We start from the raw sequence: 26,917 nt of genomic DNA, 5'->3' as shown, positions 1-26,917 counted from the left end.
GACGATTGCCGGGCGGCGGACATATCGGGCGGGTGGCCGCGGGGCTGACGGTTCTGCTGTCGGCCTGCATGCCCACGGGCCCCGAGGCGCGGCGCGCGGCCTATCTGGACTGCGCGCGCGACCAGGGCGTGCCGGTGATCGACGGCACGATCCGCACGCGCGGGCCCGCGGATCTGCGCGCGCTCGACGCCTGCCGGGCGATCCCGCGATGAGGGCGGGATGGCTGGCGATATCCGCCCTGGCGCTGGCGGGCTGCAACACGGTCAGCGCCGTCGATTTCGTGGGCGAGGACGTGGCGGTGACGCCGGGGCTCGCCTCCTGCGCGACGGCGATCGGGCGGCCGGACCTCGCGCGGGATCCGCAGGCCGACATGAGCGCCGCCGAGATCGAGGCGCTGGTCGCCTGCACCGCGGAACGGGCCAGCCGCTGATGGAGCTGATCGCCCCCCGCGTCTTCTGCGTCGGCACGCATCACAAGACCGGCACGCTGTGGATGCGCGCCGTGTTCCGCAGGCTCGCCGCCGCGCTGGGCATCGAGAGCCACGTGACCTACCCGGCGCGCGGCGACGGGCTGGTCCCCGAGATCGACCGCGTCTTCCTGTTCTCCTGGTCCTCGCGTTTCCCCGAGGCGCTGCTCGACCGGCCCGATGCGCGGGTTCTGCACGTGATCCGCGATCCGCGCGACGTGCTGCTGTCGGGCTGCCGCTATCACCACCACGCGCCCGAGGCCGGGGAGGCTTTCCTGCACGCGCCGCGCGAGGATCTCGGCGGGCTGACCTACCAGCAGCACCTGAACGCGCTGGAGGATCCGGAGGAAAAGCTGCTCTTCGAGATGCGCGAGAAGCATGCCCAGACCCTGCAGGAGATGCTGGACTGGGATTACGACCGGCCCAACACGATCGAGGCGCGCTACGAAGACCTGATCGCCGATGAAAGCTGCGACGGCTTCCGCGAGCATCTGCGCGACCTCGGCCTGACCGAGCCGGAAGTCGCCAAGGGGGTCGAGATCTTCTGGGCCAAGTCGCTCTTCGGCGGGCTGGCCGAGGAAGCGGCGCGGGGCGAACGCATCCGGGCGCATGTCGCTTCGGGGCGGGTCGCGCAGTGGCGCGAGGCGCTGCCACGTCGCGTGGCCGAGGCCTATGCCGCCGAATACGGCGCGGGGCTGGTCAAGCTGGGCTACGAACCGCACCCGACCGCCTGGCTGGAGGAGCTGCGCGATGCGGCTTGAGCCTCTGATCGCCCTGGCCCTGCTCGCCGGCTGCAACAGCGCCGTCGGCACCGAGCTCAGCCGCTCCGCCGCGAAATCGGTGGTGAACCCGATCGTGGCCGAACGCTTCCCCGGCGTGCCGCTGGAGCCCGCGACCGACTGCATCATCGACAACGCCACGGGCAGCGAGATCGCGACGCTGGCCGCCTCCGCCGCGACCCGCGACGACGCCACCGCCAGCCGGCTGGTGCTCGACATCGCCGGCCGCCCCGAAACCATTCGCTGCATCGCCGCCGAAGGCCTGCCCGCGATCCTGAATACCCTCTAGGAGGAACGACCGATGGTTCAATTCACCCTGCCCAAGAACTCGAAGATCACCGTGGGCAAGACCTGGCCCAAGCCCGAGGGCGCGAACAACCTGCGCAAATTCCAAGTCTACCGTTGGAACCCCGAGGACGGGAACAACCCGCGGCTCGACACCTATTGGGTGGATCTGGACACCTGCGGGCCGATGGTTCTGGACGCGCTGATCAAGATCAAGAACGAGATCGATCCGACGCTGACCTTCCGCCGGTCCTGCCGCGAGGGGATCTGCGGCTCCTGTGCGATGAATATCGACGGGGTGAACACGTTGGCCTGCACCTGGGGCATCGACGAGGTGAAGGGCGACGTGAAGATCTACCCGCTGCCGCACATGCCCGTCGTGAAGGACCTGATCCCGGACCTGACGCATTTCTACGCCCAGCACGCGAGCGTCATGCCGTGGCTGGAAACCAAGACCAACACGCCCGCCAAGGAATGGCGCCAATCGATCGCGGATCGCGAGAAGCTGGACGGGCTCTACGAATGCATCATGTGCGCGTCCTGCTCGACGGCCTGCCCGTCCTACTGGTGGAACGGCGACCGCTATCTCGGGCCGGCGGCGCTGCTGCACGCGTACCGCTGGATCGTCGATAGCCGTGACGAGGCGACGGGCGAGCGGCTGGACGACCTCGAGGATCCGTTCAAGCTCTACCGCTGCCACACGATCATGAACTGCGCCAAGACCTGCCCGAAGGGTCTGAACCCGGCGAAGGCGATCGCGAACATCAAGAAGATGATGGTCGAGCGTCAGCTCTGACGGGGCGGCATCGCTGACAGCAAAAAGGCCCCCGCCAGCGGCGGGGGCCTTTTCCGTCCCAGGGGGACAAATCGGGTTGGGTCAGTCGGAGACCTGAAGCTCGGCACCGGTCGGGCCCGGAATGGTGCCGTCCCCGTCGATGTCCTGATCGAGGGTGGCTTCGAGGCCCGCCTCGGTCTCAACGCCGCCACCGGCTTGGCAGGCGGCCAGAAGGGCAATCAGGGGCAGGGCGGTCAGGGTCTTCAGCGTCGTCGACATATTCAACTCCTAGGTGATTGTCGCCCAAACAACACGCCGCATCCGCAATGGTTCCAAATCGATTTTCCGGCTGTTTTCCGTCTTGACTGGAATTGCGCCCGGCCCCAGATGGCGCCTCAAGACGCCAACGCACGCGCCTCTGGCACGGCTTCACGCACGGTTACGTAGCGACGGTAACGTCTCCCCTTGGAACTGAGCGGTCTTCGCCGGGAAATCCGGAATGGCCGGGTCTGATCGGAGATGACCCATGAACGCAGTAACCGGCTTCGGCCGTCCGTCCGCCTTCGTCGAAACCGTCCCGTCGCGCGTGGACGCCTATATCGCCGCCCATGATTTCGCGCACCCGACGCTGGTCGTCGATATCGACGCGGTCGAGCGTCAGTTCCGCGCCCTGTCGGCCGGTCTGGGCCGCGCGCATATCCACTACGCCGTGAAGGCCAACCCGCATCCCGCGATCATCGAGCGTCTGGTGCGTCTGGGGTCGGGCTTCGACGCGGCCTCGCGCGGCGAGATCGAACTGGTGCTGAGCCAGGGCGCCGATCCGGCGCATGTCTCCTTCGGCAACACGATCAAGAAAGCCTCCGACATCCGCTTCGCGCATCATGTGGGCGTCACGATCTTCGCCGCCGATGCCGAGGAGGAGCTGGAGAAGATCGCCGAGAACGCGCCCGGCGCGCAGGTCTACATCCGCGTGATCGTCGACAACCCCGAGGCCGACTGGCCGCTCAGCCGCAAGTTCGGCTGCGCCTCCGACAAGGTCATGGCGCTGCTGCAGCGGACCCGCGAGTTGGGCCTCGTGCCGCACGGCCTGTCCTTCCATGTCGGCTCGCAGACCCGCGAGGCGCGGATGTGGACCGGCACGCTGGACCAGGTCGCGGCCATCTGGCACCGCGCGCAGGACGAGGGCTTCGACCTGCAGCTTCTGAATATCGGCGGCGGCTTCCCGGCCTTCTATGGCGAGGCGATCCAGGCCCCGACCGCCTATGCGCAGGCCGTGATGGCGCTGATCGCCGATCGCTTCGGCGACGTGCCGCAGATCATGGCCGAGCCGGGCCGCGGCATGGTGGCCGAGGCCGGCGCGATCGCCGCCGAGGTGGTGCTGGTCTCGAAGAAATCCGAGGCCGACCTGCATCGCTGGGTCTATCTGGATATCGGCCGCTTCTCGGGGCTGGCCGAGACCGAGGGCGAGGCGATCCGCTACCAGTTCGCGACCGCCCATGATGGCCAGCCGACCGGCCCCTGCGTGCTGGCGGGCCCGTCCTGCGACTCGGCCGACGTGCTCTACGAGAAACGGCCGATCCAGCTGCCCGTGGGCCTGCGCGCGGGCGACCGGATCGTGATCCGCAATTGCGGCGCCTATACCTCGACCTATTCCTCGGTGGGCTTCAACGGCTTCCCGCCGCTCGAAACGATCGTCATCTGAGACGGGCGGCCGGGGCCGCGCCCCGGCCATCCGCCCCGCGCGGCGGGCCCTGCCGGGCCTGGTCAGGCGAAGGCCGCCTCCAGCGCGATCTCGACCATGTCTCCGAAGCTCGACTGACGCTCGGCCGCGGGCAGCGCCTCCTCGGTGATGAGGTGGTCCGAGACCGTCAGCACCGACAGCGCGCGGCGGCCGAAGCGCGCGGCCAGGGTGTAGAGCTCGGCGGTTTCCATCTCGACGGCCAGGATCCCGTGGCGCGTCATCTCCTGGTTCAGGTCGGGGCGTTCGTCGTAGAACGTGTCGGAGGAATAGATCCCGCCGACATGCACGGTCGTCGCGCGGTCCCGCGCCGCCGCCGCCGCCGCCTGGAGCAGGCCGAAATCGGCGCAGGGGGCGAAATTCAATTCACGGAAGATCGCGCTGGACGGGGTCGAGATGCTCGATGCGGTCTGCGCAAGGATCACGTCGCGGATCGCCACATGTTTCTGCATCGCGCCGGTCGAGCCGATCCGGATCAGCGTCCGCGCATCGTAGTTTCGGATCAGCTCGCCCGCGTAGATCGACAGCGACGGCATCCCCATGCCCGAGCCGTGGATCGTCACGCGATTGCCGCGCCATGTCCCGGTGAAGCCCAGCATCCCGCGCGTGTCGTTGACCAGCTCCGGCGCGTCGAGAAACGTCTCGGCCGCCCATTTCGCGCGCAGCGGATCGCCGGGCATCAGGACGGTCTCGGCGATCTGGCCGGGTTCGGCGCGGATATGGGGGGTCATCGGGTCCTCCGAAAGAAAAAGGGGCGCGGAATGCGCCCCTTGATGATCGCGAATGCGATGGCGGTCTAGATGGCCAGATCCTCGGGCTTCTTGCCCTGGGCCAGCGCCTCCTTGTACCAGCCGGGCTGGCGCCCGCGGCCGGACCAGGTCAGCGCGCCGTTTTCCGGATGGCGATACTTCGCGGGCGCCTTGGCCGCGCCGGCGACGGGCTTCTTGCCCTGCTTGCCGCCGAAGAGGTCGGCCAGCGTGAAGCCTTCCTTCCCGAGCATCGCCTCGATCTCGCCGCGCAATTCCTTGAGCCGGCGCCCGTCGAATTCCTCCTGCGCCTTGCGCAATTCCCGCAACCGGGCCTCGGCCTCGGCGGCTTCCTTTTCGAGCTGTTCCCTCGACATCTTCTTCACGTCAGACATTCCATTCCCTCGATTGCGTAGGTCCCCGCTCAGACTTACGCGCCGAAAGGTGAATGAATCAAGAAGTCATTCCGCGGCGATTGCACCGGGATCGGCCAATTCGACGATATTCGCCATGATCCGATTCAATTCGAAATCCTTCGGCGTATAGATCGCGGCCACGCCGGCGGCTTTCAGAATCGCGCCATCGACTTCGGGAATGATCCCGCCGACGATCACCGGGATATGATCCAGCCCCTCGGCGCGCAGGCGGGCCATCAGGTCCTCGACCAGCGGCACGTGGCTGCCCGAAAGGATCGACAGGCCGATCACATGGGCGCCCTCGTCGCGTGCGGCGGCCACGATCGCCTCGGGCGTCAGGCGGATCCCCTCGTAGCGGACGGCCATGCCGCAATCGCGGGCGCGCACGGCGATCTGCTCGGCGCCGTTGGAATGGCCGTCCAGCCCGGGCTTGCCCATCAGGAAGGTCAGGCGCTTGCCCAGTCTGTCGGACACCGCGTCGACCGCGCCGCGCAGGTCATCCAGCCCCTCGGTCCGGTTCGAGGGCGAGGCGGAGACGCCCGTGGGGCCGCGATACTCGCCATGGACCGCGCGCATGACGCCCGCCCATTCGCCGGTGGTCGCCCCGGCCTTCGCGGCCGCGATGGAGGGCGGCATGATGTTCTCGCCTGCCCGCGCCGCCGCGGAAAGCGCGTCGAGCGCGTCCTGCACGGCCACTTCGTCGCGCGCCGCGCGCCAGGCGTCGAGGCGTGCGATCTGCTCGGCCTCGACCGCGGGATCGACCGTCATGATGCCGCCATCGGAGCCCACGAGCGGCGACGCCTCGCCCTCGGTCCAGGCGTTGACGCCGACCACGGTGGTCTCGCCCCGCTCGATCCCGCCCAGGCGTTCGGAATTGGCCTCGACCAGCCTGGACTTCATATATTCGATCGCCGCGACCGCGCCGCCCATGCCGTCGATGGCGGCCAGTTCGGCGCGGGCCTCGTCCTTCAGCGCCGCGACCTTGGCGGCGACGACGGGCGAGCCGTCGAAGAGATCGCCGTATTCCAGAAGGTCGGTCTCGTAGGCCAGGACCTGCTGCATCCGCAGCGACCATTGCTGGTCCCAGGGCCGCGGCAGGCCCAGCGCCTCGTTCCAGGCCGGCAATTGCACGGCCCGCGCGCGGGCATTCTTCGACAGCGTCACCGCCAGCATTTCCAGAAGGATTCGATAGACGTTGTTTTCGGGCTGTTGTTCCGTGAGGCCTAGCGAATTGACCTGCACACCGTATCGGAAGCGACGGAATTTCGGATCCTCGACGCCGTAACGCGCGGCGCAGATCTCGTCCCAGAGTTCGACGAAGGCGCGCATCTTGCACATTTCGGTGACGAAGCGGATGCCGGCATTCACGAAGAACGAAATGCGGCCAACCAGTTGCGGGAAATCGGCCGGATCGACGCGCGGGCGCAATTCGTCGAGCACGGCCATCGCGGTGGCCAGGGCATAGGCCAGTTCCTGCTGCGGCGTCGCGCCGGCCTCCTGAAGGTGGTAGGAGCAGACATTCATCGGATTCCACTTGGGAATCTCGGACCGGCAATACTCGGCGACATCCGCGATCAGCCGCATCGAGGGCGCGGGGGGCAGCACATAGGTCCCGCGCGAGAGGTATTCCTTGATCAGGTCGTTCTGCACCGTTCCCTGCAGCTTCGCGACCTCGGCGCCCTGCTCTTCGGCCACGGCGACATAGAGCGCGAGCAGCCAGGGGGCGGTCGCGTTGATCGTCATCGAGGTGTTCATCTTCTCCAGCGGGATCTGGTCGAAGAGCGTGCGCATATCGCCCAGATGGCCCACCGGCACGCCGACCTTGCCGACCTCGCCGCGGGCGAGGATGTGGTCGCTGTCGTAGCCGGTCTGGGTCGGCAGGTCGAAGGCGACCGACAGCCCGGTCTGCCCCTTGGCGAGGTTCGCGCGATAGAGCGCGTTCGACTTCGCCGCGTCGGAATGACCGGCATAGGTGCGGAAGAGCCAGGGGCGATCCTTCTGGGTCATCGGACGAGCCTCGCAACGAAATTACGCGAAGACGGTATCACGACGCATTTCTGTTTCAAGCGGAAACGCCGCAGCGCGGCGTGATGCGCAGCGGGGATGGACGGACGGGCGGCGCGCGGTCACTCTCCGCCAATGTTTCGCACGGTCGAGCTTCCAATCTGGGCGCTGTTTCTGCTTCTCGCCTTCGCCGCCGTGACCTTCGCGTCCCATTTCCTGTTCCCGTCGGTGCGCTGGTTCTTCCGCAAGCGGGCCGAGCGGCTGGTCGCGCGGCTGAACACCCGGCTGGCGCGGCCGATCGAGCCGTTCAAGCTGGCTCGGCGCAGCGACACCATCAACCGTCTGACCCATGACCCGCAGGTCGCGCAGGCGGTGATCGACCATGCGCGCGCCGAGGGCATTCCCGACCAGGTCGCCTTCGAGACCGCCCGCCGCTACGCCCGCGAGATCGTGCCGGGCTTTTCCGCCACGCTCTATTTCACCGTCGCGATGCGGCTGGCGCGCTGGCTGTCGCGCAGCCTCTACCGCGTCCGGGTGACGGGCGAGGATGCGGCGCTGGACGGGGTCGAGCCCAGCGCGACGGTGATCTACGTCCTCAACCACCGCTCGAACATGGATTACGTGCTGGTGACCTGGCTGGCGGCGCGGCAGACGGCGCTGGCCTACGCGGTGGGCGAATGGGCGCGGCGCTGGCCGCTCGCGCCGCTGATCCGCGCGCTGGGCGGCTATTTCGTGCGGCGGCGCGACCTCAACCCGCTCTATCGCAAGGTCCTGGCGCGCTACATTCAGATCGCCACGCAGAACGGCACCACCCAGGCGGTCTTTCCCGAAGGCCGTCTGTCGCGGGACGGGGCGCTGCAGGCGCCGAAGCTCGGGATCCTGAGCTATGTGCTGGCCGATCACGACCCCGAGGACGCGCGCGACGTGGTCTTCGTGCCGGTCGCGCTGAATTACGAGCGGGTTCTGGAAGACCGCGTCCTGATGGCCGCGGGGACCGAGGGGACGGGCGTCTTCCGGCTGCGCTGGTGGGTGGTGGCGCGCTATGTCTGGCGGCATGTGCAATTGCGGCTGACGGGGCGGTTCACGCGCTTCGGCTATGCCGCGGTGGCTTTCGGGCGGCCGCTGTCGCTGCGCCGGTTCCTGTGGGAAGGGCATGCCGATCCGGCGGCCGCGCTGGGCGCGGCGCTCCTGGAGCGGATCGAGGAGGTGCTGCCGGTCCTGCCGGTGGCGCTGGTCTGCGAGGCGCTGGACGCGGGCCTCACCAGCCAGGCCGCGATCGCCGCGCATGTCGCCGATCGCTCCGCCGTGCTCGGGGCGGAGGGCCACCCGATGCATCACGAGGCGGACGATATGGCGGAGGTAACGCATGTCGCCCTGTGCATGCTGGAGGTGCGCCGCGCGCTCGAGCTCGACGGCGACCGCGTGCGCCCCGATCCCGACTGGCGCGATCTGTTCACCTTCTACGCGAACACCTTGCCGGTGCAGAAACCCAGACCGTAAGAAAGTTACGCAAAGCCCGATATCGGGGTTTGAAAGTTGCTTTCAGGCTGCTAGACGACCTCCGATAGCGGAGCGATTCCGCGTTGCGGCAAGGATTCGGAGGATGACGATGGCGCTCGACGACAAGACCCCGCCCCTGGCGACCGATGCCGGGATCAAGGACCTCTACGAGATGGGCGAGATGCCTCCGCTCGGACATGTGCCCAAGCAGATGTACGCCTGGGCCATCCGTCGGGAACGCCACGGCGAGCCCGACACCGCCATGCAGCTCGAAGTGGTCGACGTCCCGCAACTGGACAGCCACGAAGTCCTCGTTCTCGTGATGGCCGCGGGCATCAACTACAACGGAGTCTGGGCCTCGCTCGGCGTCCCGATCAGCCCGTTCGACGGCCACAAGATGCCGTATCACATCGCCGGTTCCGACGCCTCGGGCATCGTCTGGGCCGTCGGCGACAAGGTGAAGCGCTGGAAGGTCGGCGACGAGGTCGTGATCCACTGCAACCAGGACGACGGCGACGACGAGCACTGCAACGGCGGCGACCCGATGTATTCGCCCAGCCAGCGCATCTGGGGCTACGAGACGCCCGACGGCAGCTTCGCGCAATTCACCAATGTCCAGGCGCAGCAGCTGATGCCGCGCCCCAAGCACCTAACCTGGGAGGAAGCGGCCTGTTACACGCTCACGCTCGCCACCGCCTACCGGATGCTGTTCGGCCACGAGCCGCATGACCTCAAGCCCGGCCAGAACGTGCTAGTCTGGGGCGCATCGGGCGGCCTCGGCTCCTACGCGATCCAGCTTATCAACACGGCCGGCGCGAACGCGATCGGCGTCATCTCGGACGAGAGCAAGCGCGACTTCGTGATGGGGCTGGGCGCCAAGGGCGTCATCAACCGCAACGACTTCAAGTGCTGGGGCCAGCTTCCCACCGTGAACACGCCGGAATACGCGGAGTGGTTCAAGGAAGCGCGCAAGTTCGGCAAGGCGATCTGGGACATCACCGGCAAGGGCAACAATGTCGACATGGTGTTCGAGCATCCCGGCGAGGCGACCTTCCCGGTCTCGACCTTTGTCTGCAAGAAGGGCGGCATGGTCGTGATCTGCGCCGGCACCACCGGCTACAACTTGACCTTCGACGTCCGCTACATGTGGATGCACCAGAAGCGTCTGCAGGGCAGCCACTTCGCCCATCTCAAGCAGGCCAGCGCCGCCAACAACCTGATGGTCGAGCGGCGCCTCGATCCCTGCATGTCGGAATGCTTCGCCTGGAAGGACCTGCCCGCGGCGCATATGAAGATGCGCCGGAACGAGCATCTGCCGGGCAATATGTCGGTTCTCGTCCAGGCGCCGCGCACCGGGCTTCGCACCGTCGAGGATGTGCTGGAGGCCGGTCCGACCCGCTGAGACCGGAGCGATTCGCTCGGAAGGGCCGTGCCATCGGGCGCGGCCCTTTCGCGTGGCACCTTCCGACTCAAGAGCTTCCGTCCCCGCCCCTCGCCATTTCTGGGGAGCGAAAAGCGGTGAGTAACGCGGCTTTTCGCAATCCATTAGTTCTTCTTAACCCATCGTTAACCTCAGGGAGAGGAACGTCATGTCGAAGAACTGGATCATCGAGGTCCTAGGCGACCTGCACGGCTTCGCCGTGGCGAACGACCTTCCCGAACTGGCCTGCCAGCTCGAGGAGGCCCGAGCCGTGGCAGCGACCGAACTCGCGCAGCGCCCCCTGACGGAACGAACGGGGCCGAATGGCGCGGAAACTGGACGACGTATTGGAACGGATGGGGGATTGCGACAGCCTCGCCCAGCTGGAAGCTGCCGTCGTCGATCTGCGTGATCGCTACGATGTCGAGCACCTCGTCTACCACTGCGTCAAGGCGGGCGGCGAGCAATGGGCCGCGCTGACCTATTCGAAGCGCTGGGTCGATATCTATGTCGAGCGGGACTTCCAGACCATCGACCCGGTCGTGCTGTCCTGCTTCCGCCGCTTCACGCCGGTCGACTGGAAGCGGCTGAACTGGTCGGGCCGCCCGGCGCGCATGCTGCTGGCCGAAAGCATCGCGCACGGGCTGGGGAACCAGGGCTACTCGCTGCCGATCCGCGGGCCGGCGGGGCAGTTCGCGCTGTTCACGGTCAACAACAAGGCGGGCGATGACAGCTGGGCGCGCTTCACCCGGGCGCATATGGACGACCTCCTGCTGGCGGCGCATTACGTCAACGAACGCGCGCTCGCGATCGAGGGGGCGGGGGGCGAGGGGGCGCCGAGCCTCTCGCCACGCGAGCGCGATGCGCTCACGATGCTGGCCGCGGGCCGCTCGCGCGCGCAGGCGGCCGAGCGGCTGAAGATCTCCGAGCACACGCTTCGCGTCTATATCGAGAGCGCGCGTCACAAGCTGGGCGCGCTCAACACGACCCATGCGGTCGCCAACGCCCTCGCCCGTGGCCTGATCGGACTCTGAGCGCCCGCCCGTTGCGCGAAGTCTTTTCGGGCGCACGCTAGGAAACCGGTAACCCGCGCGGACCCAGCCCTGTCGGTCACAACGCCGAGAGGGCCCCCGCGATGATCCGTTACCTCTACGCTTCCGAACTGACCCATTATCCCGATCTCGCCGCCGACATGTTCCGCGACCGCGCCGTGCAATTCCGCGACAGGCTGGGCTGGGAGGTCCAGGTCGATGCGCTGGGCTGGGAGACCGATGCCTATGACGCGATGGATCCGCTCTACGTGCTGGCCGAGGACGGGGCAGGCGGTCACGCGGCCTCGATGCGCTTTCTGCCCACCACCGGGCCGCATATGCTGGCCGACGTCTTCGCGGGTCTCGCCGGCGGCCCGGTGCGCTCCGGCCGGATCTGGGAATGCACGCGGTTCTGCCTCGCCCCCGGCACGAAGACCAAGGCCGCGCGGACGCTGCTCCTGGCCGCCAGCGAGCTGGGGCTGGGGATGGGGCTGACCCACGCGGTGGGCGTATTCGACGCCGCGATGATCCGCGTCTATCGCCGGCTCGGCTGGGAGCCCGAGGTCCTGGGCCGGGAAAACGGGATCGCGGTCGGCCTGTGGACCTTCGCGCCCGCGACCCACGACGCGCTGGCCCGCCGCTGCGGCGTGACGCACGCGACCGCGCGCGCCTGGTTCGAGGCGGCCTTCGGCGATCTGCCGCGCGGTCACGCCCTTCCCACCCGCGCCTGAAGCCGCCAGAAGGGGGCGATGGCCGTCCCCGCTCCCACTCCCGAACTCTCCGCAGACCAGGCCGAAGCCTGGGACCGGATCGCCGAGATCCTGTCCGCTTCGGGCATCGACCTCGCCGACGGCTTCGCCGCCCCGCGCGAGGATGACGACAGCCGCGTGCTGGCGGTTACCGGCAAGGCGGGCTCGGGCAAGACGCTTCTGCTGGCGCAGCTGGTCACGGCGATGCGCGACGCCGGGCTGGACCTCGTCTCGGGTGACTACGAGCGCAAGCGGAAGGATCGCCGGACCCTCGCGGTACTGGCGCCGACCAACAAGGCGGCCAGCGTGCTGCGCAGCCGCGGCGTGCCCGCGACGACGATCCACCGCATCCTCTACACGCCGGTCTACGACCCGGAATACGAGAAGATCGCCGAGTGGCTGGCGGGCGAGCGCGACCGCCCCACGGTCGAGGGCCTGACCGACGAGGCGCTGGACCGCGCCAAGCGGGTCTGTGACGAGACCAATTCGGTGCCCGGTGCGCTGGCGGCGGCGGGCCTGCGCGGCTCGGATTTCATCACCGGCTGGAAGCGGCGCGACAGCCCGCTGGACGTGGGTTTCGTCGACGAATCCTCGATGCTGGACGACAAGCAATACGAGGACCTGACCGAGATCTTCCCGACCCTCGTGCTGTTCGGCGACCCCGCGCAGCTGGCCCCGGTCAACCAGTCGGGCCGCATGGTCTTCGACCGATTCGACGGCGACGATCTGATGCATCTGCACCGCGTGCACCGGCAGGCCGCCGACAGCCCGATCCTAGATCTCGCCCACGCGCTGGGCGACCCGGCGCTCGGCTTCGAGGCGTTCGAGCGGATGGTCGAGCAGGCTGCCGCGCGCGACGACCGCGTTCAGGTCGCGCAGCGGGTCGATAGCGACCTGATGGCCCGCTCGCCGGTGCTGGTCTGGCGCAACGCGACCCGGATCCGCCTGATCCGCGCCTTCCGGCAAGCCCATGGCGCCGACGACACCCAGCTTCTCCCCGGCGAGCCGCTGATCTGCGACGGGCTGGAATTGCCGCTGAAGCACCGCAAGCGGCGGATCGACCTGGAGGCGCGCGGGCTGATCAAGGGCGCGCAGGTCGTCTACCTGGGACCGGGGCGCAAGCCGGGCTTCTCGAAGCTGCATGTCGTGGGCGCGCCGGAGCCGGAGATCTCCGTCTCCTCGATCGTGAAGATCGAGCATCCCGACGAGGAGGAGCCCTTCCTGCCCTTCGCCGCCCGCATGGGCGCGGCCTTCCTGCACGGCGCCGCGGTGACGATCCACAAGGCGCAGGGCTCGCAATGGGACGCGGTGCAGGTCTTCGCGCCCGATCTCTACGCCGCCAGCCGGGCCGGCCGGGTCGAGGCGGGGCAGCAGCTCTGGAAGCGGCTGGCCTATGTGGCGATCACGCGCGCGGCGACGCGGCTGATCTGGGTGCGCCGCTACGCGCTGGCGCGGCCGACCCATCCGCTGGACACCGCGGATCTGAAGGCCGAGGCCGCGCCGCTGACATTGCAAGGGGAGAGCGAGGTATGACGAAATCCATCCTGATCACGGGGGCGTCCTCGGGCATCGGTGCGGCGACCGCGAAGCTGTTCCTGGCCGAAGGCTGGACCGTCGGCCTGATGGCGCGGCGGGCCGATGCGCTGGCACAGGTTGCCGACGGCCAGCCCGGCGCGCATATCCTGCCGGGCGACGTCACCGATCCCGGGGATGCCGAACGGGTGACCCGGAGCTTCGCGGAGACCGCCGGACGGCTGGACGTCCTGTTCAACAACGCGGGCATCTTCGTGCCCGCCGCCCCGATCGACCGGACCGATGTCGCCGATTGGGACCGCGCCGTGGCGGTCAACCTGACCGGCATGTTCCTGATGGCGCGCGCCGCCTTCGCGCAGATGCGGGAGCAGCGCGGCGGGCGGATCGTCAACAATGGCTCGATCAGCGCGCATGTGCCCCGGCCGGGCGCGGTCAGCTATACCGTCACCAAGCATGCGATCACCGGGCTGACCAAGCAGCTCGCGCTGGACGGGCGCGAGCTGGGCATCGCCTGCGGGCAGCTCGACATCGGCAACGCGCGCACGCCCATGCTGGAGGAGCTCGACGCCGCCAACCGCGCCAAGGGCGAGCCGCCGGTCGCGATGATGGAGGTCGAGGACGCGGCGCGCGCCGTGCTGCACATGGCGAGCCTGCCGCCCGAGGCGAACGTGCTGACCATGACGATCATGGCCAACGCGATGCCTTACGTGGGGCGGGGCTAGGGGCCCACCGGCTGGGCCCGGCGGGCCCGTCCGGCTCAGGTCCGGATGTAGCGGAACACGGCCGAGGCCAGCCAGCCCGCGGCGATGGCGATGACCAGCGACAGGATGCCGTAGATCAGCGGCTGTTCATGCGCGAGATTGTAGATGAACCGCTCCAGCCCGACCTTCTGCACGAAGATCGTCGTCTCGTAGCGGTCGATCACCTGGCGGTCGCGGGTCAGGAAGATGCGGGTGACGTAATCGCCCTCGGTCAGGTCCGAAGGCAGCGCGATGGTGGTCGAGAACAGCGTCTCCTGGTCCAGCACGACGGTCTCGGGCGCGCTGACATAGAGATCCTCGGCGCGGCGGACGCGGATCAGCGCGTCGAGGAAGGCGGGCACGTCGTCGGTCGCATCCGACACGCCCACCGCGCGGAGGGCGCGGGGCGTGGTGATGCGCCAGCGCTGGTCCTCGACCGCGCTGATCGCCTCGTCGAGCGGCGCCGAACTCGCCACGGCATAGAAGCTGGGGGCGGCGTCCACCTCGACGGCCTCGGTGTTCACCCAGATGCCGAAACGGCGTTCCTTGCGGCGGACGACGACGGGCTCGTCGGGACCGGCCACGGTGATGACCACGCGCAGCGGCGCCGCGTCGGGCGGCGGCGAGCTGCGTTTCACGGCGCCGAAGATCAGGATCTCGGAACCGTCGAAGCTGGTCGAGATCGACACGGTGTCCTGACTGAGCGCGGCCACGACGCGCTCCTCGGCCGCGACGGGCAGCGGCAGGAGCCACAGCAGGAGGCACAGCCAGCGCATCAATGGTCCACGTCGCCCAGCGAGAACAGCTCGGCCGGCTCGAACAACAGGTCGGTCGCCAGCTTCGCGCAGACCAAGAGGACCATGCCGGCGAGCAGGATGCGCAACTGCTCGGCCTTCAGCTTCACGCCGATCCGCGTGCCGATCTGCGCGCCGACCACCCCGCCGACCAGCAGCAGCACCGCGAGGACCATGTCCACGGTGTAGTTCGTCGTCGCGTGCATGAGCGTGGCGAAGCCGGTGACGAAGATGATCTGGAACAGCGAGGTGCCGACCACGACCTTGGTCGGCATCCCCAGCAGGTAGATCATCGCGGGCACCATGATGAAGCCGCCGCCCACGCCCATGATCGCGGCCAGGACGCCGACGAACAGGCCCACCAGAAGCGGCGGGATCACCGAGATATAGAGGCCCGAGGTGCGGAACTTGGTCTTGAAGGGAAGCGCGTGGATCCAGCCGCGCTGCCGCCGGACGGTCTTCTGCACGGGGCCCTTGGCACGCGCCCTGCGGATCGCGTTGAGGCTCTCGATGAACATCAGCCCGCCGATCACGCCCAGGAAGACGACGTAGCAAAGCTTCACCAGCAGATCGACCTGGCCCATGGCGCGCAGGATGGCGAAGACCTGCACGCCCATCGCCGCGCCGATCAGGCCGCCGATCAGCAGCACCAACCCCATCTTCAGATCGACCGTTCGCCGCTTCAGATGCGCCAGCACGCCCGAGAAGCTGGAGGCGACGATCTGGTTGGCTTCCGTCGCGACGGCCACCGCGGGCGGGATGCCGATCATGAACAGGAGCGGCGTCATCAGGAACCCGCCCCCGACCCCGAACATCCCCGACAGCACGCCGACGAGGCCGCCGAGACCGAGCAGCAGGAAAGCGTTGACGGAAACTTCCGCGATGGGGAGGTAGATCTGCACGGGCGCGCGCCTTCGGGAACCTGCCCCTCCATGCGCCCATTTGCCGCCTTCGTCAAACCGGGCTGCCGTAACGGCAGGGCCGGGCCGGCTTGTCTGCGGGTCGCGGGCGGGGAATGCTTCGGGGATGAAACGGGACGCGGATATCGTGATCGTCGGCGGCGGCTCGGCCGGCTGCGTGATGGCGGCCCGGCTGAGCGCCGATCCGCAGGTCTCGGTCCTGCTGCTCGAGGCCGGGGGCGCGGGGCGGAACCCGCTGATCCACATCCCCGCCGCCCTGCCGGAGCTTCTGGGCAACCGCTTCGCCGACTGGGATTACGCGACCGCGCCGCAGCCGGGCCTGGGCGGGCGCAGCCTGCGCTGGCCACGGGGCCGGGCGCTGGGCGGCTCCTCGGCGATCAACGCGATGTGCTACGCGCGCGGCGACCTGAGCGATTACGACGATTGGGGCCATGGCTGGTCCGGTGCCGAGGCGCTGCATCTCTTCAAGGCGTCGGAATGCCATTCCGATGGCGTCTCGCAATGGCATGGTGAGGACGGGCCGCTGCATGTCACGCGCCCCGATTGGGAGCATCCCGCGACGACCCGCTTCCTCGCCGCCGGGGCGCAAGCCGGCCACGCGCGCGTGGCCGATTTCGCCGCCCCCGATCGGGCCGGCGTGGGACGCTTCGACACCACGACGCATCGCGGGCTGCGCTGCTCGGCCGCGCGGGCCTTCCTGACCCCGCCCGTCCGCGCGCGGCCGAACCTGACGATCCGGACCGGCGCGCAGGTCGAGAAGGTGCTCTTCGACGGGACGCGCGCGGCCGGGCTGCAACTGGCCGACGGAACCGTCACAGCACGGCGCGAGGTGATCCTCTGCGCGGGCGCGGTCAACTCGCCGCAGATCCTGATGCTGTCGGGCGTGGGGCCGGCCGATCACCTGCGCGGCCACGGGCTGTCGGTTGTGCTGGACCAGCCCGAGATCGGCGCGAACCTGCAGGACCACCTCGATATCTGCCTGATGATGCGGACCCGCGGGGGCAGCGCGATCGGCTACGCGCCCGGGCTGATTCCGGCCGCGCTGCGCGCGCCCTTCGACTGGCTGCGGCGGCGCTCGGGCCTGCTGGCCTCGAACCTGGCCGAAGGCAACGGCTTCGCGCGTTCCGATCCGAACCTGCCCAAGCCCGACATCCAGTTCCATTTCCTGCCCGCGCTGGGCGAGAACCACGGATCGACCCGCAACTGGGGCCGCACCGGCGTCAGCCTGCATGCCTGCAACCTCTACCCCCGGTCGCGCGGCACGATCCGCCTCGCCTCCGCCGATCCGCGCGCGAAGCCGGTGATCGACCCGGGCTACCTGACCGACGCGCGCGACCTGGGCCCGATGATCGCGGGCGGCCGGATGGCGCTGGAGATCCTCGAGGCCCCGGCCTTCGACCCGATCCGCACCGGCTGGCACCAGCCGCGCGAGAGGCCCGAGAGCGATGCCGATTGGGAGCGGTTCATCTGCGCGCGGGCCGAGTCGATCTATCACCCCGTGGGCACGGCCGCGATCGGCCGCGTGACCGATGGCGAGGGCCGGGTGACGGGGCTGGACGGGCTGCGGGTGGTCGATGCCTCGCTGATGCCGACCATCGTCGGCGGCAATACGAACGCGCCCGTCATCATGATGGCCGAGCGCATCGCGCGCCGCATGACCGCCGGCGCCTGATCGCGTCGTTGCAATGAGTACGTGTCGACCCGTGATGAACTGGCGCGCGCGTTAAGGTTAACGCAGGCCCAGCGGCATCACGGGTCCCGAAATACTCAGGGTGCCGCGCTCAGGCCAGGAACCGCGTCAGGACCTTCTCGAGCTTCGCCGCGCCCAGCGGCGCAATGGCCTTGGTGTGCTCGTGGCTGATCGCCTCGTCGGACAGGCCCGCCGCCATGTTGGTGATGGTCGAGATCGCCGCCGCCTTCAGCCCGAGGAACCGCGCGAGGATGATCTCGGGCACGGTCGACATGCCGACCGCATCGGCGCCCAGCGTGCGGATGGCGCGGATCTCGGCCGGGGTCTCGAAGCTGGGGCCGGAATACCAGGCATAGACGCCCTCGTGCATCTCGACCGCCTCGGCCTCCGCCGCGTCGCGCAGGGCCGCGCGCAGCCCCGGGTCATGCGCGTCGCCCATCGGCACGAAGCGGCGATCCGTCGGCTCGCCGATCAGCGGGTTCAGCCCCGAGAAGTTGATATGGTCCGACAGCAGCATCAGCGACCCGGTCGGCATCTCCGCGCGCAGGCTGCCGGCGGCGTTGGTGGCGATCAGCCCCTCCGCGCCCAGCTCGGCCAGCACCTCCAGCGGCAGGCGCATCGCGGCGGGGTTGCCGCTTTCGTAGTAATGCGACCGTCCCCCGAACACCGCGACGCGGGTGTTCCCGAGCTGGCCCACGACCAGCTTCGGCGCGTGGCCCGAGACGCCGGCATGCGGGAAGCCGTCCAGCGCGTCGTAAGGGATCGCGGTCCCGTCGACGTGATCGGCCAGATGCCCCAGCCCCGATCCGAGGATCAGCCCGTAGCGGACCGGCGCCGATCCTGCGCGGTCGGCGACGAGGCGGGCGAGATCAGCGCTCCTTGACATAGGGCTGGCCTCCGGCGCGGGGCGGGATCGCGCGGCCGACGAAGCCCGCGAGGATCACCACCGTCAGGATGTAGGGCAGGGCCTGCATGAATTGCGTGGGGATCGTCACGCCGAACAGGTCGAGCGACTGGAACCGATTGCCCAGCGCCTCCAGCAGGCCGAAGAGCAGCGTGGCGCCCAGCGCGTACCAGGGCCGCCACTTGGCGAAGATCAGCGCCGCCAGCGCGATGAAGCCGCGGCCCGCCGACATCTCCTTGACGAAGCCCGCCGACAGCGCGGTGGCGAGATAGGCGCCGGCGATGCCGCAGAGCACGCCGCAGATCATCACCGCCGCATAGCGCAGGCCCACGACCGAGACGCCCGCCGTGTCCACCGCCGCCGGGTTCTCGCCCACCGCGCGCAGGCGCAGGCCGAAGCGCGTGCGGAACAGGACCCACCAGGTCAGCGGCACGCAGGCCAGCGCGACATAGACGAGGATCGAATGTCCCGAGATCAGGTCCGCGTAGATCGGCCCCAGCCCCGGCACGTCGCGCAGCGCATCCGCGAAGGGCAGCGTGATCTCGGAGAACCGGGCCCGTCCGTCCAGCTGCGGCGTGCGCCCGCCCAGGGCGAACCAGGCCTCACCGATGACAACGGTCAGGCCGGAGGCGAGGAAGTTGATCGCCACGCCCGAAATGAGCTGGTTGCCGCGGAAGGTGATCGAGGCGACGCCGTGGATGCCTGCCAGGACCAGCGAGGCGCAGATCCCCGCGAGCAGGCCGAGCCAGACGTCGCCCGTGTAGCTGGCGACCGCCGCCGACATGAAGGCGGAGGCCAGCATCTTGCCCTCCAGCCCGATGTCGAAGATGCCTGCCCGCTCGCTGAACAGCCCGGCGAGGCAGGCCAGCAGCAGCGGGGTCGCGAGCCGCAGGGACGAGTCGAGGATCTGGATAATGCCGAGGAAATCCATGTCAGCTCCGGTCCGTCGCGAGGCGGAGGGCGAAGAAGGTGAAAAGCAGGCCCAGCGTCCCCTCGACCCAGCGCCGCGCGCGGGCATAGCCGGCGCGCATGGGGCTGGAGGACAGGAAGACCGCCCAGGCCGCATGAACGCCAGCCGACATGGCGGCCGACCCGGCGACGAAGAGCGCGAGCACCGGCCAGGGCGCCCCGACGATCCCGCCGAGCGCCGCGATGGCGAGCCAGAAGGCGAGCGCCTTGGGGCTGGAGAGGCTGACGGCAAGCGCCGTGCGGTACCCGCCCCCGGCACCGGCCCGCAGGGGAGGCGCCTCGGACGCCGCCCGGCGGAACGCGTTGAACGCGAGCCAGAGGAGATAGGCCGCCCCCGCCATCCGCAGCTGCCAGAGCCCTTCGCTGAGCGCGGACGCCGCCGAAGCCATCCCCAGCGACACGAGGAGCGCGAGGATGCCGGCCGCCGTCGCGGTCCCCGCCGCCGCGCGCAACGCGCCCGACCGATCGCCTGTCGCGGCGCGCCCCAGGATCACGGCGACGACGGGACCGGGCGTCAGGCAGGAGACGAGCTGGATGCTCCAGGCCGCGAAGAGACCGGGGAGGTAAGGTGCGATGTCAGTCATGAACGGCTCCTTGCATGCCCGCGACGCATGGCCTTGCCGAAGGCCGAACGCGCTCCGACCGGCGTCTGCTAATCGGCGGTAGCGCCGCGCTCATGGCTCCACCTCGCCCTTTTGCGGCTGGCCGCCCGGCTCCAGCGGCGTGGTCGGCAGCGGTGCCGTCGCGCTGCGCCGGCGCGACACGAAGATCCGCTCGACCGGCGCGCGGACCATGTTGTCGAGCGCGCCGGTGAACAGGATGACCAGCGCCTGGATCACCAGGATGATCTCGCGCGTCATGCCGTTCATCTCGAAGGTCAGCTCGCCCCCGCCCTGGTAGAGCGCCCCGAAGAGAAGCGCGGCCAGGAACACGCCCACCGGGTGCGAGCGTCCCATCAGCGCCACGGCGATGCCCACGAAGCCCGCGCCCTGCACCGGGTCGATGACCAGCCGTTCGGCCTCGCCCATGACCGAGTTCGTCGCCATCAGCCCGATCAGCCCGCCCGAGATCAGCATGGCGATCATCGTGATCTTGATCGGCGAGATCCCCGCATAGATCGCCGCCGGCTCGGAATGGCCGAAGGCGCGGATCTCGTAGCCCAGCCGGGTGCGCCAGATCAGCGCCCAGACGAAGACGCAGGCGGCGATGGCGAGGAAGAAGGACACGTTGAGCGGGGTCGAGCGCGAGAAGCCGAGGAAGGGCATGACGTCATAGGCGTTGGGCAGGCGCATCGCCTCGGCGAAGCGCGCGGTCTCGGGCGAGCCGCCGGCGCCCGGCACCAGCAGCACGCGGCTGAGCAGGTAGACCATCAGCGCCGAGGCGATGAAGTTGAACATGATCGTCGTGATGACGATGTGGCTGCCGCGCGTGGCCTGCAGCCAGGCCGGGATCGCCGCCCAGGCCGCGCCGAAGACCGCCGCCCCCGCCGAGGCCGCGACCAGCGCCACGCTCCAATGCGGCCAGGGCACGGATAGCAGGACCAGCGCGACGCCGAGGCCGCCCAGCGCGGCCTGCCCCTCGCCGCCGATATTGAACAGCCGCGCGTGGAACGCGACGGCGACGCCCAGGCCGGTGAAGATGAAATTGGTGGTGTAGAACAGCGTGAAGCCCCAGCCATAGGCCGAGCCGACCGAGCCGTTGACGAGGATGTAGAGCGCCTCGAACGGGTCCTTGCCGATCAGCGTCACGACGATGCCGGACACGATCAGCGCGAGCAGGAGGTTGATCAGCGGGATCAGCAGGATGTCGGCCCATTTGGGCAGCACGTCGGTCATGCCGCCCTCCCCGTCATGCCCGCCATCAGCAGGCCCAGCTCGCCCTGGTCGGTCTCGGACGGAAGGCGCTCGCCCATGATCCGGCCGTCGAACATCACCGCGATGCGGTCCGACAGGGCCATGATCTCGTCCAGTTCCACCGACACGAGCAGGATCGCCTTGCCCTGGTCGCGCAGCGCGACGATCTGCTGGTGGATGAACTCGATGGCGCCGATATCGACGCCGCGGGTGGGCTGGCCGATCAGCAGAAGATCGGGATTGCGCTCGATCTCGCGGGCCAGGACGATCTTCTGCTGGTTGCCGCCCGAGAAGCTCTTGGCCGCCAGCGTCGGATCCGGCGGGCGCACGTCGAAGCGTTCCATCTTTTCCGCGCAATCGCGGCGCAGCGCGGCGTTGTCCATGAAGAGACCCGTATTGTAGCGCGGGTCGTGGTGGTAGCCGAAGCCCATGTTCTCCCAGGCGCGGTAGTCCATGATCAGGCCTTCGCGCTGCCGGTCCTCGGGGACATGCGCGATGCCGCGCGCGCGGCGCGTGCGCGCGTCGGAGGCGGCGCCCGAGATGTCGATCGTCTCGCCGTTCATGCGGATCGTGCCGGTGCCCTTCGCATAGCCGCCCAGCACCTCCAGCAATTCGGACTGGCCGTTGCCGGCGACGCCCGCGATGCCCAGGATTTCGCCGCGGCGCAGGGTCAGGTCGATGCCTTTCAGCCGCTCGACCCCCTGCGCGTCGGTCACGCGCAGGTTCTCGACTTCCAGCACCACCTCGCCGGGCCGGGCCGGGGCCTTGTCGACGCGCAGTAGGACCTTCCGGCCGACCATCAGCTCGGCCAGCTTCTCGGGGCTGGTCTCGGCGGTGCGGACGGTGGCCGTCATCTCGCCGCGGCGCATGACGCTGACCGTGTCGGTCACCTCCATGATCTCGCGCAGCTTGTGGGTGATCAGGATGATCGTCTTCCCCTCGTCGCGCAGCCCCTGGAGGATCCGGAACAGGTGGTCGGCCTCGGCGGGGGTCAGCACGCCCGTGGGCTCGTCGAGGATCAGAATGTCTGCCTCGCGGTAGAGCGCCTTGAGGATCTCGACACGCTGCTGCTGGCCCACGCCCAGATCCTCGATCACGGCATCAGGGTCGACATCCATATCGTAATCGTCGGCCAGCTGTTTCAGAAGCTTGCGCGCCTTGGCCAGCGACGGTCTCAGCAGGCGGCCTTCCTCGGCGCCCAGCACGACGTTTTCCAGCACGGTGAAGTTCTCGACCAGCTTGAAATGCTGGAACACCATGCCGATGCCCGCATCGATCGCCGCCTGGCTGTCGGGGATCTCGGTCCGCTGGCCGCCGATAAAGATCTCGCCCGCATCGGCCCTGTAGAATCCGTAGAGGATCGACATCAGCGTCGACTTGCCCGCGCCGTTCTCGCCGATGATGCCGTGGATCGAGCCGCGCTTGACCTGGATCGAGATGTCCTTGTTGGCCTGCACGGGGCCGAAGGCCTTCGAGATGCCGCGCAGCTCGATGGCGAGGCCGGGATCGGCGGCTTTATCGGCGCTCATCGCAGCGCCCTCGATTGTCGTAGATCACGGAGCCTTCGTCCGTCACTACCACGTCGGTCCAAGTTCCATTGCGAGGATCGCGTTCGATCACTTGCACAGCCAAGTATTCCCTTGCTTGGGAAGGCGTGCCGTCGATCCGAAGCCAGATTGCAGCGGTACTTTCGGCGAGGACTGTGTAAGTCGTGCTCCCATCGCTACGAAGTCCCGTCCCGTGATCTGTATCGATAGTGATCGAAACCTGATCGCCTGAAGGCACCCAAACACAGTCGAAGATAACTTGCCCTGCGGAGGCGCCTCCTAGGGTCACGAAGACCGCAATTACCGGTGCGACAAACCGGAACACGAGAGCAGTCATTCGCTTTCCACGAAGCCGGTCAGGCGGGTCAGCCCGCCTTCGTCCGCGGTGCCCACGAAGATCAGCCGGGCGAAGGGTTCGCCCGAGCGGTCGAGCCGGGCATAGGCCATCGCGGTGTCGTGGCTGACCATCGGCGCGCCGGTGACCAGCAGCACGGCGTCCGGCAGGTTCTCGCGGAAGATCGACAGGTATTGCGCCATGCCCTCGCGGCCCTCGAAGGGCGCGGGCGCGTTCGGGTCGCAATAGGTGAACGAGGCCCCGAGGGCCTCGTCCAGGATGGTGTCACGCGCCCCCGGATCGGCTTCGTTCCAGGCCTTGAGAAGCGTGACCAGGGTCTCTCCGGGGGTCGCGTCGGCCATGATCAGAAGGCCGGGCAGCTGTTGTCGGACAGGTAGTCGTGAACCTCGATCTCGCCGGCGATGATCTGCTGCTTGGCCGCGTCGACGGCGGCCTGCATCTCGGCGGTCACCAGATCGGCGTTGTTGTCATCCATCGCGTAGCCCACGCCCTCGTTCTCGAGGCCCATCACCATGATGCCGGGCTCCAGCGCGTCGTTCATCGCCTGGGTGAAGCTGTCATAGACGGCATTGTCGACGCGCTTGACCATCGAGGTCAGGACCGAGCCGGGATGCAGGTAGTTCTGGTTGCTGTCGACGCCGATCGACAGGATGCCCTCGTCTGCGGCCGCCTGCAGCACGCCGATGCCGGTGCCGCCCGCGGCCGCGAAGACCACGTCGGAGCCCTGGCTGATCTGGCTGCGCGTCAGCTCGGCGCCCTTCACCGGGTCGTTCCAGGCGGCCGGCGTCGTGCCGGTCATGTTGACGATGACGTTGATGTCCGGGTTCACCGCCTTGGCGCCCTGCGCGTAGCCGCAGGCGAACTTGGAGATCAGCGGAACGTCCATGCCGCCCACGAAGCTGACGGTGCCCGACTCCGAGGCCATCGCGGCCATCATGCCCACGAGGTAGGAGCCCTCGTGCTCGGAGAAGACGATCGACTTCACGTTGGGCTGGTCGACGACCATGTCGACGATGACGAACTCGGTCTCGGGATAATCGGGGGCGACGACCTCCAACGTGGAGGCGTTGGCGAAGCCCAGCACCACGACCGGGTTCGCGCCGCGCTCGGCCATACGGCGCATGGTCTGTTCGCGCTGCGCCTCGTTGGCCAGCTCGGTCTCGGCGTAATCGGCACCGGTTTCCTCGGCCCAGCGCTGCGCGCCGTTATAGGCGCTCTCGTTGAACGACTTGTCGAACTTGCCGCCCAGGTCGATGATCAGACCGGGGTTCGCGGCATGCGCGTCGGCCTGCGCCATGCCCGCGGTCAGGGCGATGGTCGCCGCGGCGCCCATCAGGTGCTTGGTGAATGTCATGGAGGACTCCCGTTGGTTGGGCGCGGGTTCAGCCATGGCGGCCCCCCGCGCCGCGATTGATGCCGGGAATAAGGCCCAAGGGGGCCGGGAAGATCAACCGGATTCGCCCCCTCGCTTGCGTCTGACCTGTCGTCACGGGGCGGCGTGCAGGACCTTGTGCAGCGTCAGGGCGTCGATGCCCGCGAAATAGCCCCGGCGACGGCCGGTCTCGATCCAACCCTGAGCGGCATAGAGCCCGCGGGCGGCGACGTTGTCGGCGGCCACTTCCAGGAAGGCGTCGGTGGCCGCGCGCCGCATGGCCTCGGCCTCGAAGCCCTGCAGCAGCGCGCGCCCCGTGCCCTGCCGCCGCCGCTCGGGCGCGACGGCGAGCGTCAGCAGCTCCGCCTCGCCGGCGATGACGCGGCCCAGCGCGAAGCCGGTCCCGTCGCCGCCCTCGGGGCAGAAAAAGCAGCGCGGATCGGCGAGCGCCTCGGCGAAGGCGGCCTCGGACCAGCGCGCGGCGCCGGTGAAGCAGCGCGCGTGCAGCCGGGCGAGGGCGGGCGCGCTCACAGGATCGCGGGCGGCTGGTCGGCGGGCGGCGCCGCGTCGGCCGGCCGCAGGTAGAGCGGCGCGGGCCGCGCCCCCCCGGGCGTCGCGCGCCGGGCCGCGAGCCGCGCGATGGCCGGGGCCAGCGCCGGCGTCTCGGCCAGCGGCAGGCCCAGCGCGGCGGCGAGCTCGGGGGCGGCCGGGCCCGTCAGCGGCGCGCGCCAGTCGGCGGGCCAGTCGGCGGCGGTCAGGCGGCGGATGTCGTCGCCGCGCGCCGCATGGACCGCGCCCTGCGGCGCGGGCAGGCAGACGATCACGTCACGCCCGCCGCCCAGCGCCTCGGGCCCGGTCACGCCGTGCGCGGGAATGCCGAGGCCGAGCGCCAGTCCCCGCGCGGCGGCGACGGCGATGCGGATGCCGGTGAAATTGCCCGGGCCGGTGCCCACGCCGATGCAATCGAGATCGGCCCAGCGATGCCCGGCCACCGCGAGCAGGTCTTCGAGCAACGGCATCAGCCGTTCGGCCTGCCCCTTGCGCATCGCCTCGACCCGTTCGGCCAGGATCCGGTCGCCCGAGACGAGTGCGGCCGCGCAATGCGCGGCCGACGTGTCGAAGCCAAGCGACAGGCGGTCAGATGTCGCCACGGTCAGAGACCGACGGGGCGAACCTCGACCACCTCGGGGATGTAATGCCGAAGCAGGTTCTCGATCCCCATCTTCAGCGTCATCGTCGAGGAGGGGCAGCCCGCGCAGGCACCTTTCATCTGCAGATAGACCACGCCGCGCTCGAAGCCGTGGAAGGTGATGTCGCCGCCGTCCTGCGCCACCGCCGGGCGGACGCGGGTGTCGAGAAGCTCGGTGATCTGACCGACGATGGCGCTGTCGGCCTCGTCGTGATTGGCCTCGTGCTGGGCTTGGGCCTCGCCCTCCATGACCGGCGCGCCGGACTGGAAATGCTCCATGATGCCGCCGAGGATCGCGGGCTTCACGTGATCCCACTGCGTCGCGTCGTCCTTGGTGACGGTCACGAAATCGTGCCCGAAGAAGACGCCCGTGACGCCGTCAATGGCGAAGAGCCGCTGCGCCAGCGGGGATTTACCGGCCTTGTCCGCATCGGGGAAATCCGCGGTGCCCTGCTCCAGAACGGTCTGCCCCGGCAGGAATTTCAGCGTGGCGGGGTTCGGCGTGGTCTCGGTCTGGATGAACATGGGGCACCTCCGGGAGTGAGGGCCTCTATGTGCGCTCCCGGCGGGGCAACGTCAAGAAGTTGGAACGGTTCTAAAATCGCCTCAGGCGATGCTCTCTAGCTGTTCCTTGGACAGGTTGCCCGGCACGATGGTGATCGGAACCGGCAGGCTGCCGGCCGATTTCGTCAGCTGGGTGACCAGCGGGCCCGGGCCCTTACCCTCGGCGCTGGCGCCCAGGACCAGCACGCCGATCTCCGGATCCTCGCGCACCTGCGCCAGGATCTCGTCGACGGGCTCGCCCTCGCGGATCACCAGGTGCGGCTCCAGCCGGTGCTTGTCGCGCATCCATTTCGCGAAGACCTCGAAGTGCGCGATGATGCGCTCGCGGGCCTCCTCGCGCATGATGTCGCCCACCCCGATCCAGTGGTTGAACTCGTCGGGCGGGATCACCGACAGAACCTCGACCCCGGCATGGGTATGCTCGGCGCGCAGCGAGGCGAAGCGCATCGCGTTCAGGCATTCGCGGCTGTCGTCGAGGACGACGAGGAACTTGCGCATGATAACTCCCCGGGGCGGCAAGGCAGGGCGGAGCATGGCGTTGGCTGGGCCGTCTGTCCACCGCCCTTTGCGGCCCGTCC

The 26,917-nt window shown here is 68.9% G+C and carries 30 protein-coding genes; 13 read left to right on the top strand and 17 right to left on the bottom strand.

Going from position 1 to position 26,917, the window contains the following annotated elements; genetic code table 11:
- Window positions 1-5 precede the first annotated feature (5 nt).
- From P8627_RS07375 to P8627_RS07355, 5 genes are read left to right on the top strand one after another with little or no spacing between them, the layout of a single operon-like run.
- Window positions 6-212: a hypothetical protein gene (locus tag P8627_RS07375; protein ID WP_279967120.1), complete on the top strand. Its 207-nt coding sequence runs from the start codon at window positions 6-8 to the stop codon at window positions 210-212.
- Window positions 209-430 carry a hypothetical protein gene (locus tag P8627_RS07370; protein ID WP_279967119.1) on the top strand — a complete coding sequence of 74 codons (222 nt, stop codon included), beginning with the start codon at window positions 209-211 and terminating at the stop codon, window positions 428-430. The genes P8627_RS07375 and P8627_RS07370 overlap by 4 nt, the downstream gene beginning before the upstream one ends.
- Window positions 430-1,227, top strand: coding sequence for a sulfotransferase family protein (locus P8627_RS07365; RefSeq protein WP_279967118.1), 798 nt, complete (start codon window positions 430-432; stop codon window positions 1,225-1,227). Before P8627_RS07370 ends, P8627_RS07365 begins: the two co-directional genes overlap by 1 nt.
- Entirely contained in the window at window positions 1,217-1,534 is a 318-nt protein-coding gene (locus P8627_RS07360; protein WP_279967117.1) for a hypothetical protein, read from the top strand. Before P8627_RS07365 ends, P8627_RS07360 begins: the two co-directional genes overlap by 11 nt.
- Window positions 1,535-1,546: 12 nt before the next feature.
- Complete coding sequence (locus tag P8627_RS07355) at window positions 1,547-2,326, top strand: succinate dehydrogenase iron-sulfur subunit (protein ID WP_279967116.1); 780 nt, start codon at window positions 1,547-1,549, stop codon at window positions 2,324-2,326.
- Window positions 2,327-2,407: 81 nt separating this feature from the next.
- Here P8627_RS07355 and P8627_RS07350 read toward each other — a convergent pair whose 3' ends face one another.
- A complete protein-coding gene (locus P8627_RS07350) occupies window positions 2,408-2,584 on the bottom strand; it encodes a hypothetical protein (RefSeq protein WP_279967115.1) in 177 nt (58 codons plus the stop codon).
- 247 nt (window positions 2,585-2,831) lie between these two features.
- Here P8627_RS07350 and P8627_RS07345 point away from each other — a divergent pair, with 247 nt between their 5' ends.
- Entirely contained in the window at window positions 2,832-4,007 is a 1,176-nt protein-coding gene (locus tag P8627_RS07345) for a type III PLP-dependent enzyme (RefSeq protein WP_279967113.1), read from the top strand.
- Window positions 4,008-4,069: 62 nt separating this feature from the next.
- On the opposite strand, the gene deoD is transcribed toward P8627_RS07345, so the two are convergent.
- The 3 genes from deoD to P8627_RS07330 all read right to left on the bottom strand — a co-directional run bounded on the left by deoD (window position 4,070) and on the right by P8627_RS07330 (window position 7,212).
- Window positions 4,070-4,774, bottom strand: coding sequence for a purine-nucleoside phosphorylase (deoD, locus tag P8627_RS07340; protein ID WP_279967112.1), 705 nt, complete (start codon window positions 4,772-4,774; stop codon window positions 4,070-4,072).
- A gap of 65 nt (window positions 4,775-4,839) precedes the next feature.
- Window positions 4,840-5,184 carry an H-NS histone family protein gene (locus P8627_RS07335; protein WP_279967111.1) on the bottom strand — a complete coding sequence of 115 codons (345 nt, stop codon included), beginning with the start codon at window positions 5,182-5,184 and terminating at the stop codon, window positions 4,840-4,842.
- Between the two features lie 66 nt (window positions 5,185-5,250).
- Complete coding sequence (locus P8627_RS07330; RefSeq protein ID WP_279967110.1) at window positions 5,251-7,212, bottom strand: protein meaA; 1,962 nt, start codon at window positions 7,210-7,212, stop codon at window positions 5,251-5,253.
- A 132-nt stretch (window positions 7,213-7,344) separates the two neighbouring features.
- On the opposite strand from P8627_RS07330, the gene P8627_RS07325 reads away from it, so the two are divergent.
- The 6 genes from P8627_RS07325 to P8627_RS07300 all read left to right on the top strand — a co-directional run bounded on the left by P8627_RS07325 (window position 7,345) and on the right by P8627_RS07300 (window position 14,164).
- Window positions 7,345-8,709 carry a 1-acyl-sn-glycerol-3-phosphate acyltransferase gene (locus P8627_RS07325; RefSeq protein ID WP_279967109.1) on the top strand — a complete coding sequence of 455 codons (1,365 nt, stop codon included), beginning with the start codon at window positions 7,345-7,347 and terminating at the stop codon, window positions 8,707-8,709.
- 109 nt (window positions 8,710-8,818) lie between these two features.
- Window positions 8,819-10,111, top strand: a complete 1,293-nt coding sequence (gene ccrA, locus P8627_RS07320) for a crotonyl-CoA carboxylase/reductase (RefSeq protein ID WP_279967107.1) — start codon at window positions 8,819-8,821, stop codon at window positions 10,109-10,111.
- Window positions 10,112-10,452: 341 nt separating this feature from the next.
- Window positions 10,453-11,163 carry a helix-turn-helix transcriptional regulator gene (locus tag P8627_RS07315; RefSeq protein WP_279967105.1) on the top strand — a complete coding sequence of 237 codons (711 nt, stop codon included), beginning with the start codon at window positions 10,453-10,455 and terminating at the stop codon, window positions 11,161-11,163.
- A gap of 101 nt (window positions 11,164-11,264) precedes the next feature.
- Window positions 11,265-11,891 (top strand): acyl-homoserine-lactone synthase, encoded by a 627-nt coding sequence (locus P8627_RS07310; RefSeq protein WP_279967104.1) that lies wholly within the window; start codon window positions 11,265-11,267, stop codon window positions 11,889-11,891.
- 18 nt (window positions 11,892-11,909) lie between these two features.
- The gene (locus P8627_RS07305) at window positions 11,910-13,442 is read left to right on the top strand and encodes an ATP-dependent DNA helicase (RefSeq protein WP_279967103.1); all 1,533 of its coding nucleotides are present in this window, start codon (window positions 11,910-11,912) and stop codon (window positions 13,440-13,442) included.
- Window positions 13,439-14,164, top strand: a complete 726-nt coding sequence (locus tag P8627_RS07300) for an SDR family oxidoreductase (RefSeq protein ID WP_279967102.1) — start codon at window positions 13,439-13,441, stop codon at window positions 14,162-14,164. The genes P8627_RS07305 and P8627_RS07300 overlap by 4 nt, the downstream gene beginning before the upstream one ends.
- Window positions 14,165-14,199: 35 nt before the next feature.
- Here P8627_RS07300 and P8627_RS07295 read toward each other — a convergent pair whose 3' ends face one another.
- Window positions 14,200-14,958 (bottom strand): TIGR02186 family protein, encoded by a 759-nt coding sequence (locus P8627_RS07295; RefSeq protein ID WP_279967101.1) that lies wholly within the window; start codon window positions 14,956-14,958, stop codon window positions 14,200-14,202.
- The gene (locus P8627_RS07290; RefSeq protein ID WP_279967099.1) at window positions 14,958-15,878 is read right to left on the bottom strand and encodes a sulfite exporter TauE/SafE family protein; all 921 of its coding nucleotides are present in this window, start codon (window positions 15,876-15,878) and stop codon (window positions 14,958-14,960) included. Before P8627_RS07290 ends, P8627_RS07295 begins: the two co-directional genes overlap by 1 nt.
- 124 nt (window positions 15,879-16,002) lie before the next feature.
- On the opposite strand from P8627_RS07290, the gene P8627_RS07285 reads away from it, so the two are divergent.
- Complete coding sequence (locus P8627_RS07285; RefSeq protein ID WP_279967097.1) at window positions 16,003-17,568, top strand: GMC family oxidoreductase; 1,566 nt, start codon at window positions 16,003-16,005, stop codon at window positions 17,566-17,568.
- A 109-nt stretch (window positions 17,569-17,677) separates the two neighbouring features.
- Here P8627_RS07285 and P8627_RS07280 read toward each other — a convergent pair whose 3' ends face one another.
- The 11 genes from P8627_RS07280 to P8627_RS07230 all read right to left on the bottom strand — a co-directional run bounded on the left by P8627_RS07280 (window position 17,678) and on the right by P8627_RS07230 (window position 26,837).
- Window positions 17,678-18,472, bottom strand: a complete 795-nt coding sequence (locus tag P8627_RS07280; protein WP_279967096.1) for a purine-nucleoside phosphorylase — start codon at window positions 18,470-18,472, stop codon at window positions 17,678-17,680.
- A complete protein-coding gene (locus P8627_RS07275; RefSeq protein WP_279967094.1) occupies window positions 18,456-19,421 on the bottom strand; it encodes an ABC transporter permease in 966 nt (321 codons plus the stop codon). The genes P8627_RS07280 and P8627_RS07275 overlap by 17 nt, the downstream gene beginning before the upstream one ends.
- Window position 19,422: 1 nt before the next feature.
- Complete coding sequence (locus tag P8627_RS07270) at window positions 19,423-20,043, bottom strand: LysE family translocator (RefSeq protein WP_279967093.1); 621 nt, start codon at window positions 20,041-20,043, stop codon at window positions 19,423-19,425.
- 90 nt (window positions 20,044-20,133) lie between these two features.
- Window positions 20,134-21,294: an ABC transporter permease gene (locus P8627_RS07265; protein ID WP_279967092.1), complete on the bottom strand. Its 1,161-nt coding sequence runs from the start codon at window positions 21,292-21,294 to the stop codon at window positions 20,134-20,136.
- Window positions 21,291-22,841 carry an ABC transporter ATP-binding protein gene (locus P8627_RS07260; RefSeq protein ID WP_279967091.1) on the bottom strand — a complete coding sequence of 517 codons (1,551 nt, stop codon included), beginning with the start codon at window positions 22,839-22,841 and terminating at the stop codon, window positions 21,291-21,293. Before P8627_RS07260 ends, P8627_RS07265 begins: the two co-directional genes overlap by 4 nt.
- 351 nt (window positions 22,842-23,192) lie before the next feature.
- Entirely contained in the window at window positions 23,193-23,555 is a 363-nt protein-coding gene (locus P8627_RS07255) for a hypothetical protein (protein ID WP_279967090.1), read from the bottom strand.
- A 2-nt stretch (window positions 23,556-23,557) separates the two neighbouring features.
- Window positions 23,558-24,568, bottom strand: coding sequence for a BMP family lipoprotein (locus P8627_RS07250; protein WP_279967089.1), 1,011 nt, complete (start codon window positions 24,566-24,568; stop codon window positions 23,558-23,560).
- Between the two features lie 132 nt (window positions 24,569-24,700).
- Window positions 24,701-25,117, bottom strand: a complete 417-nt coding sequence (locus P8627_RS07245) for a GNAT family N-acetyltransferase (RefSeq protein ID WP_279967088.1) — start codon at window positions 25,115-25,117, stop codon at window positions 24,701-24,703.
- Window positions 25,114-25,737 (bottom strand): tRNA (adenosine(37)-N6)-threonylcarbamoyltransferase complex dimerization subunit type 1 TsaB, encoded by a 624-nt coding sequence (tsaB, locus tag P8627_RS07240; protein WP_279967087.1) that lies wholly within the window; start codon window positions 25,735-25,737, stop codon window positions 25,114-25,116. The genes P8627_RS07245 and tsaB overlap by 4 nt, the downstream gene beginning before the upstream one ends.
- A 2-nt stretch (window positions 25,738-25,739) precedes the next feature.
- Window positions 25,740-26,300 (bottom strand): NifU family protein, encoded by a 561-nt coding sequence (locus P8627_RS07235; RefSeq protein WP_279967086.1) that lies wholly within the window; start codon window positions 26,298-26,300, stop codon window positions 25,740-25,742.
- An 81-nt stretch (window positions 26,301-26,381) separates the two neighbouring features.
- Window positions 26,382-26,837, bottom strand: coding sequence for a universal stress protein (locus tag P8627_RS07230; protein WP_279967085.1), 456 nt, complete (start codon window positions 26,835-26,837; stop codon window positions 26,382-26,384).
- Between the last annotated feature and the right edge of the window lie 80 nt (window positions 26,838-26,917).

The organism is Jannaschia sp. GRR-S6-38 (genome assembly GCF_029853695.1).
GTDB classification, from domain to species: Bacteria; Pseudomonadota; Alphaproteobacteria; order Rhodobacterales; family Rhodobacteraceae; genus Jannaschia; species Jannaschia ovalis.
This window is presented reverse-complemented; position numbering and strand designations above follow the sequence as displayed.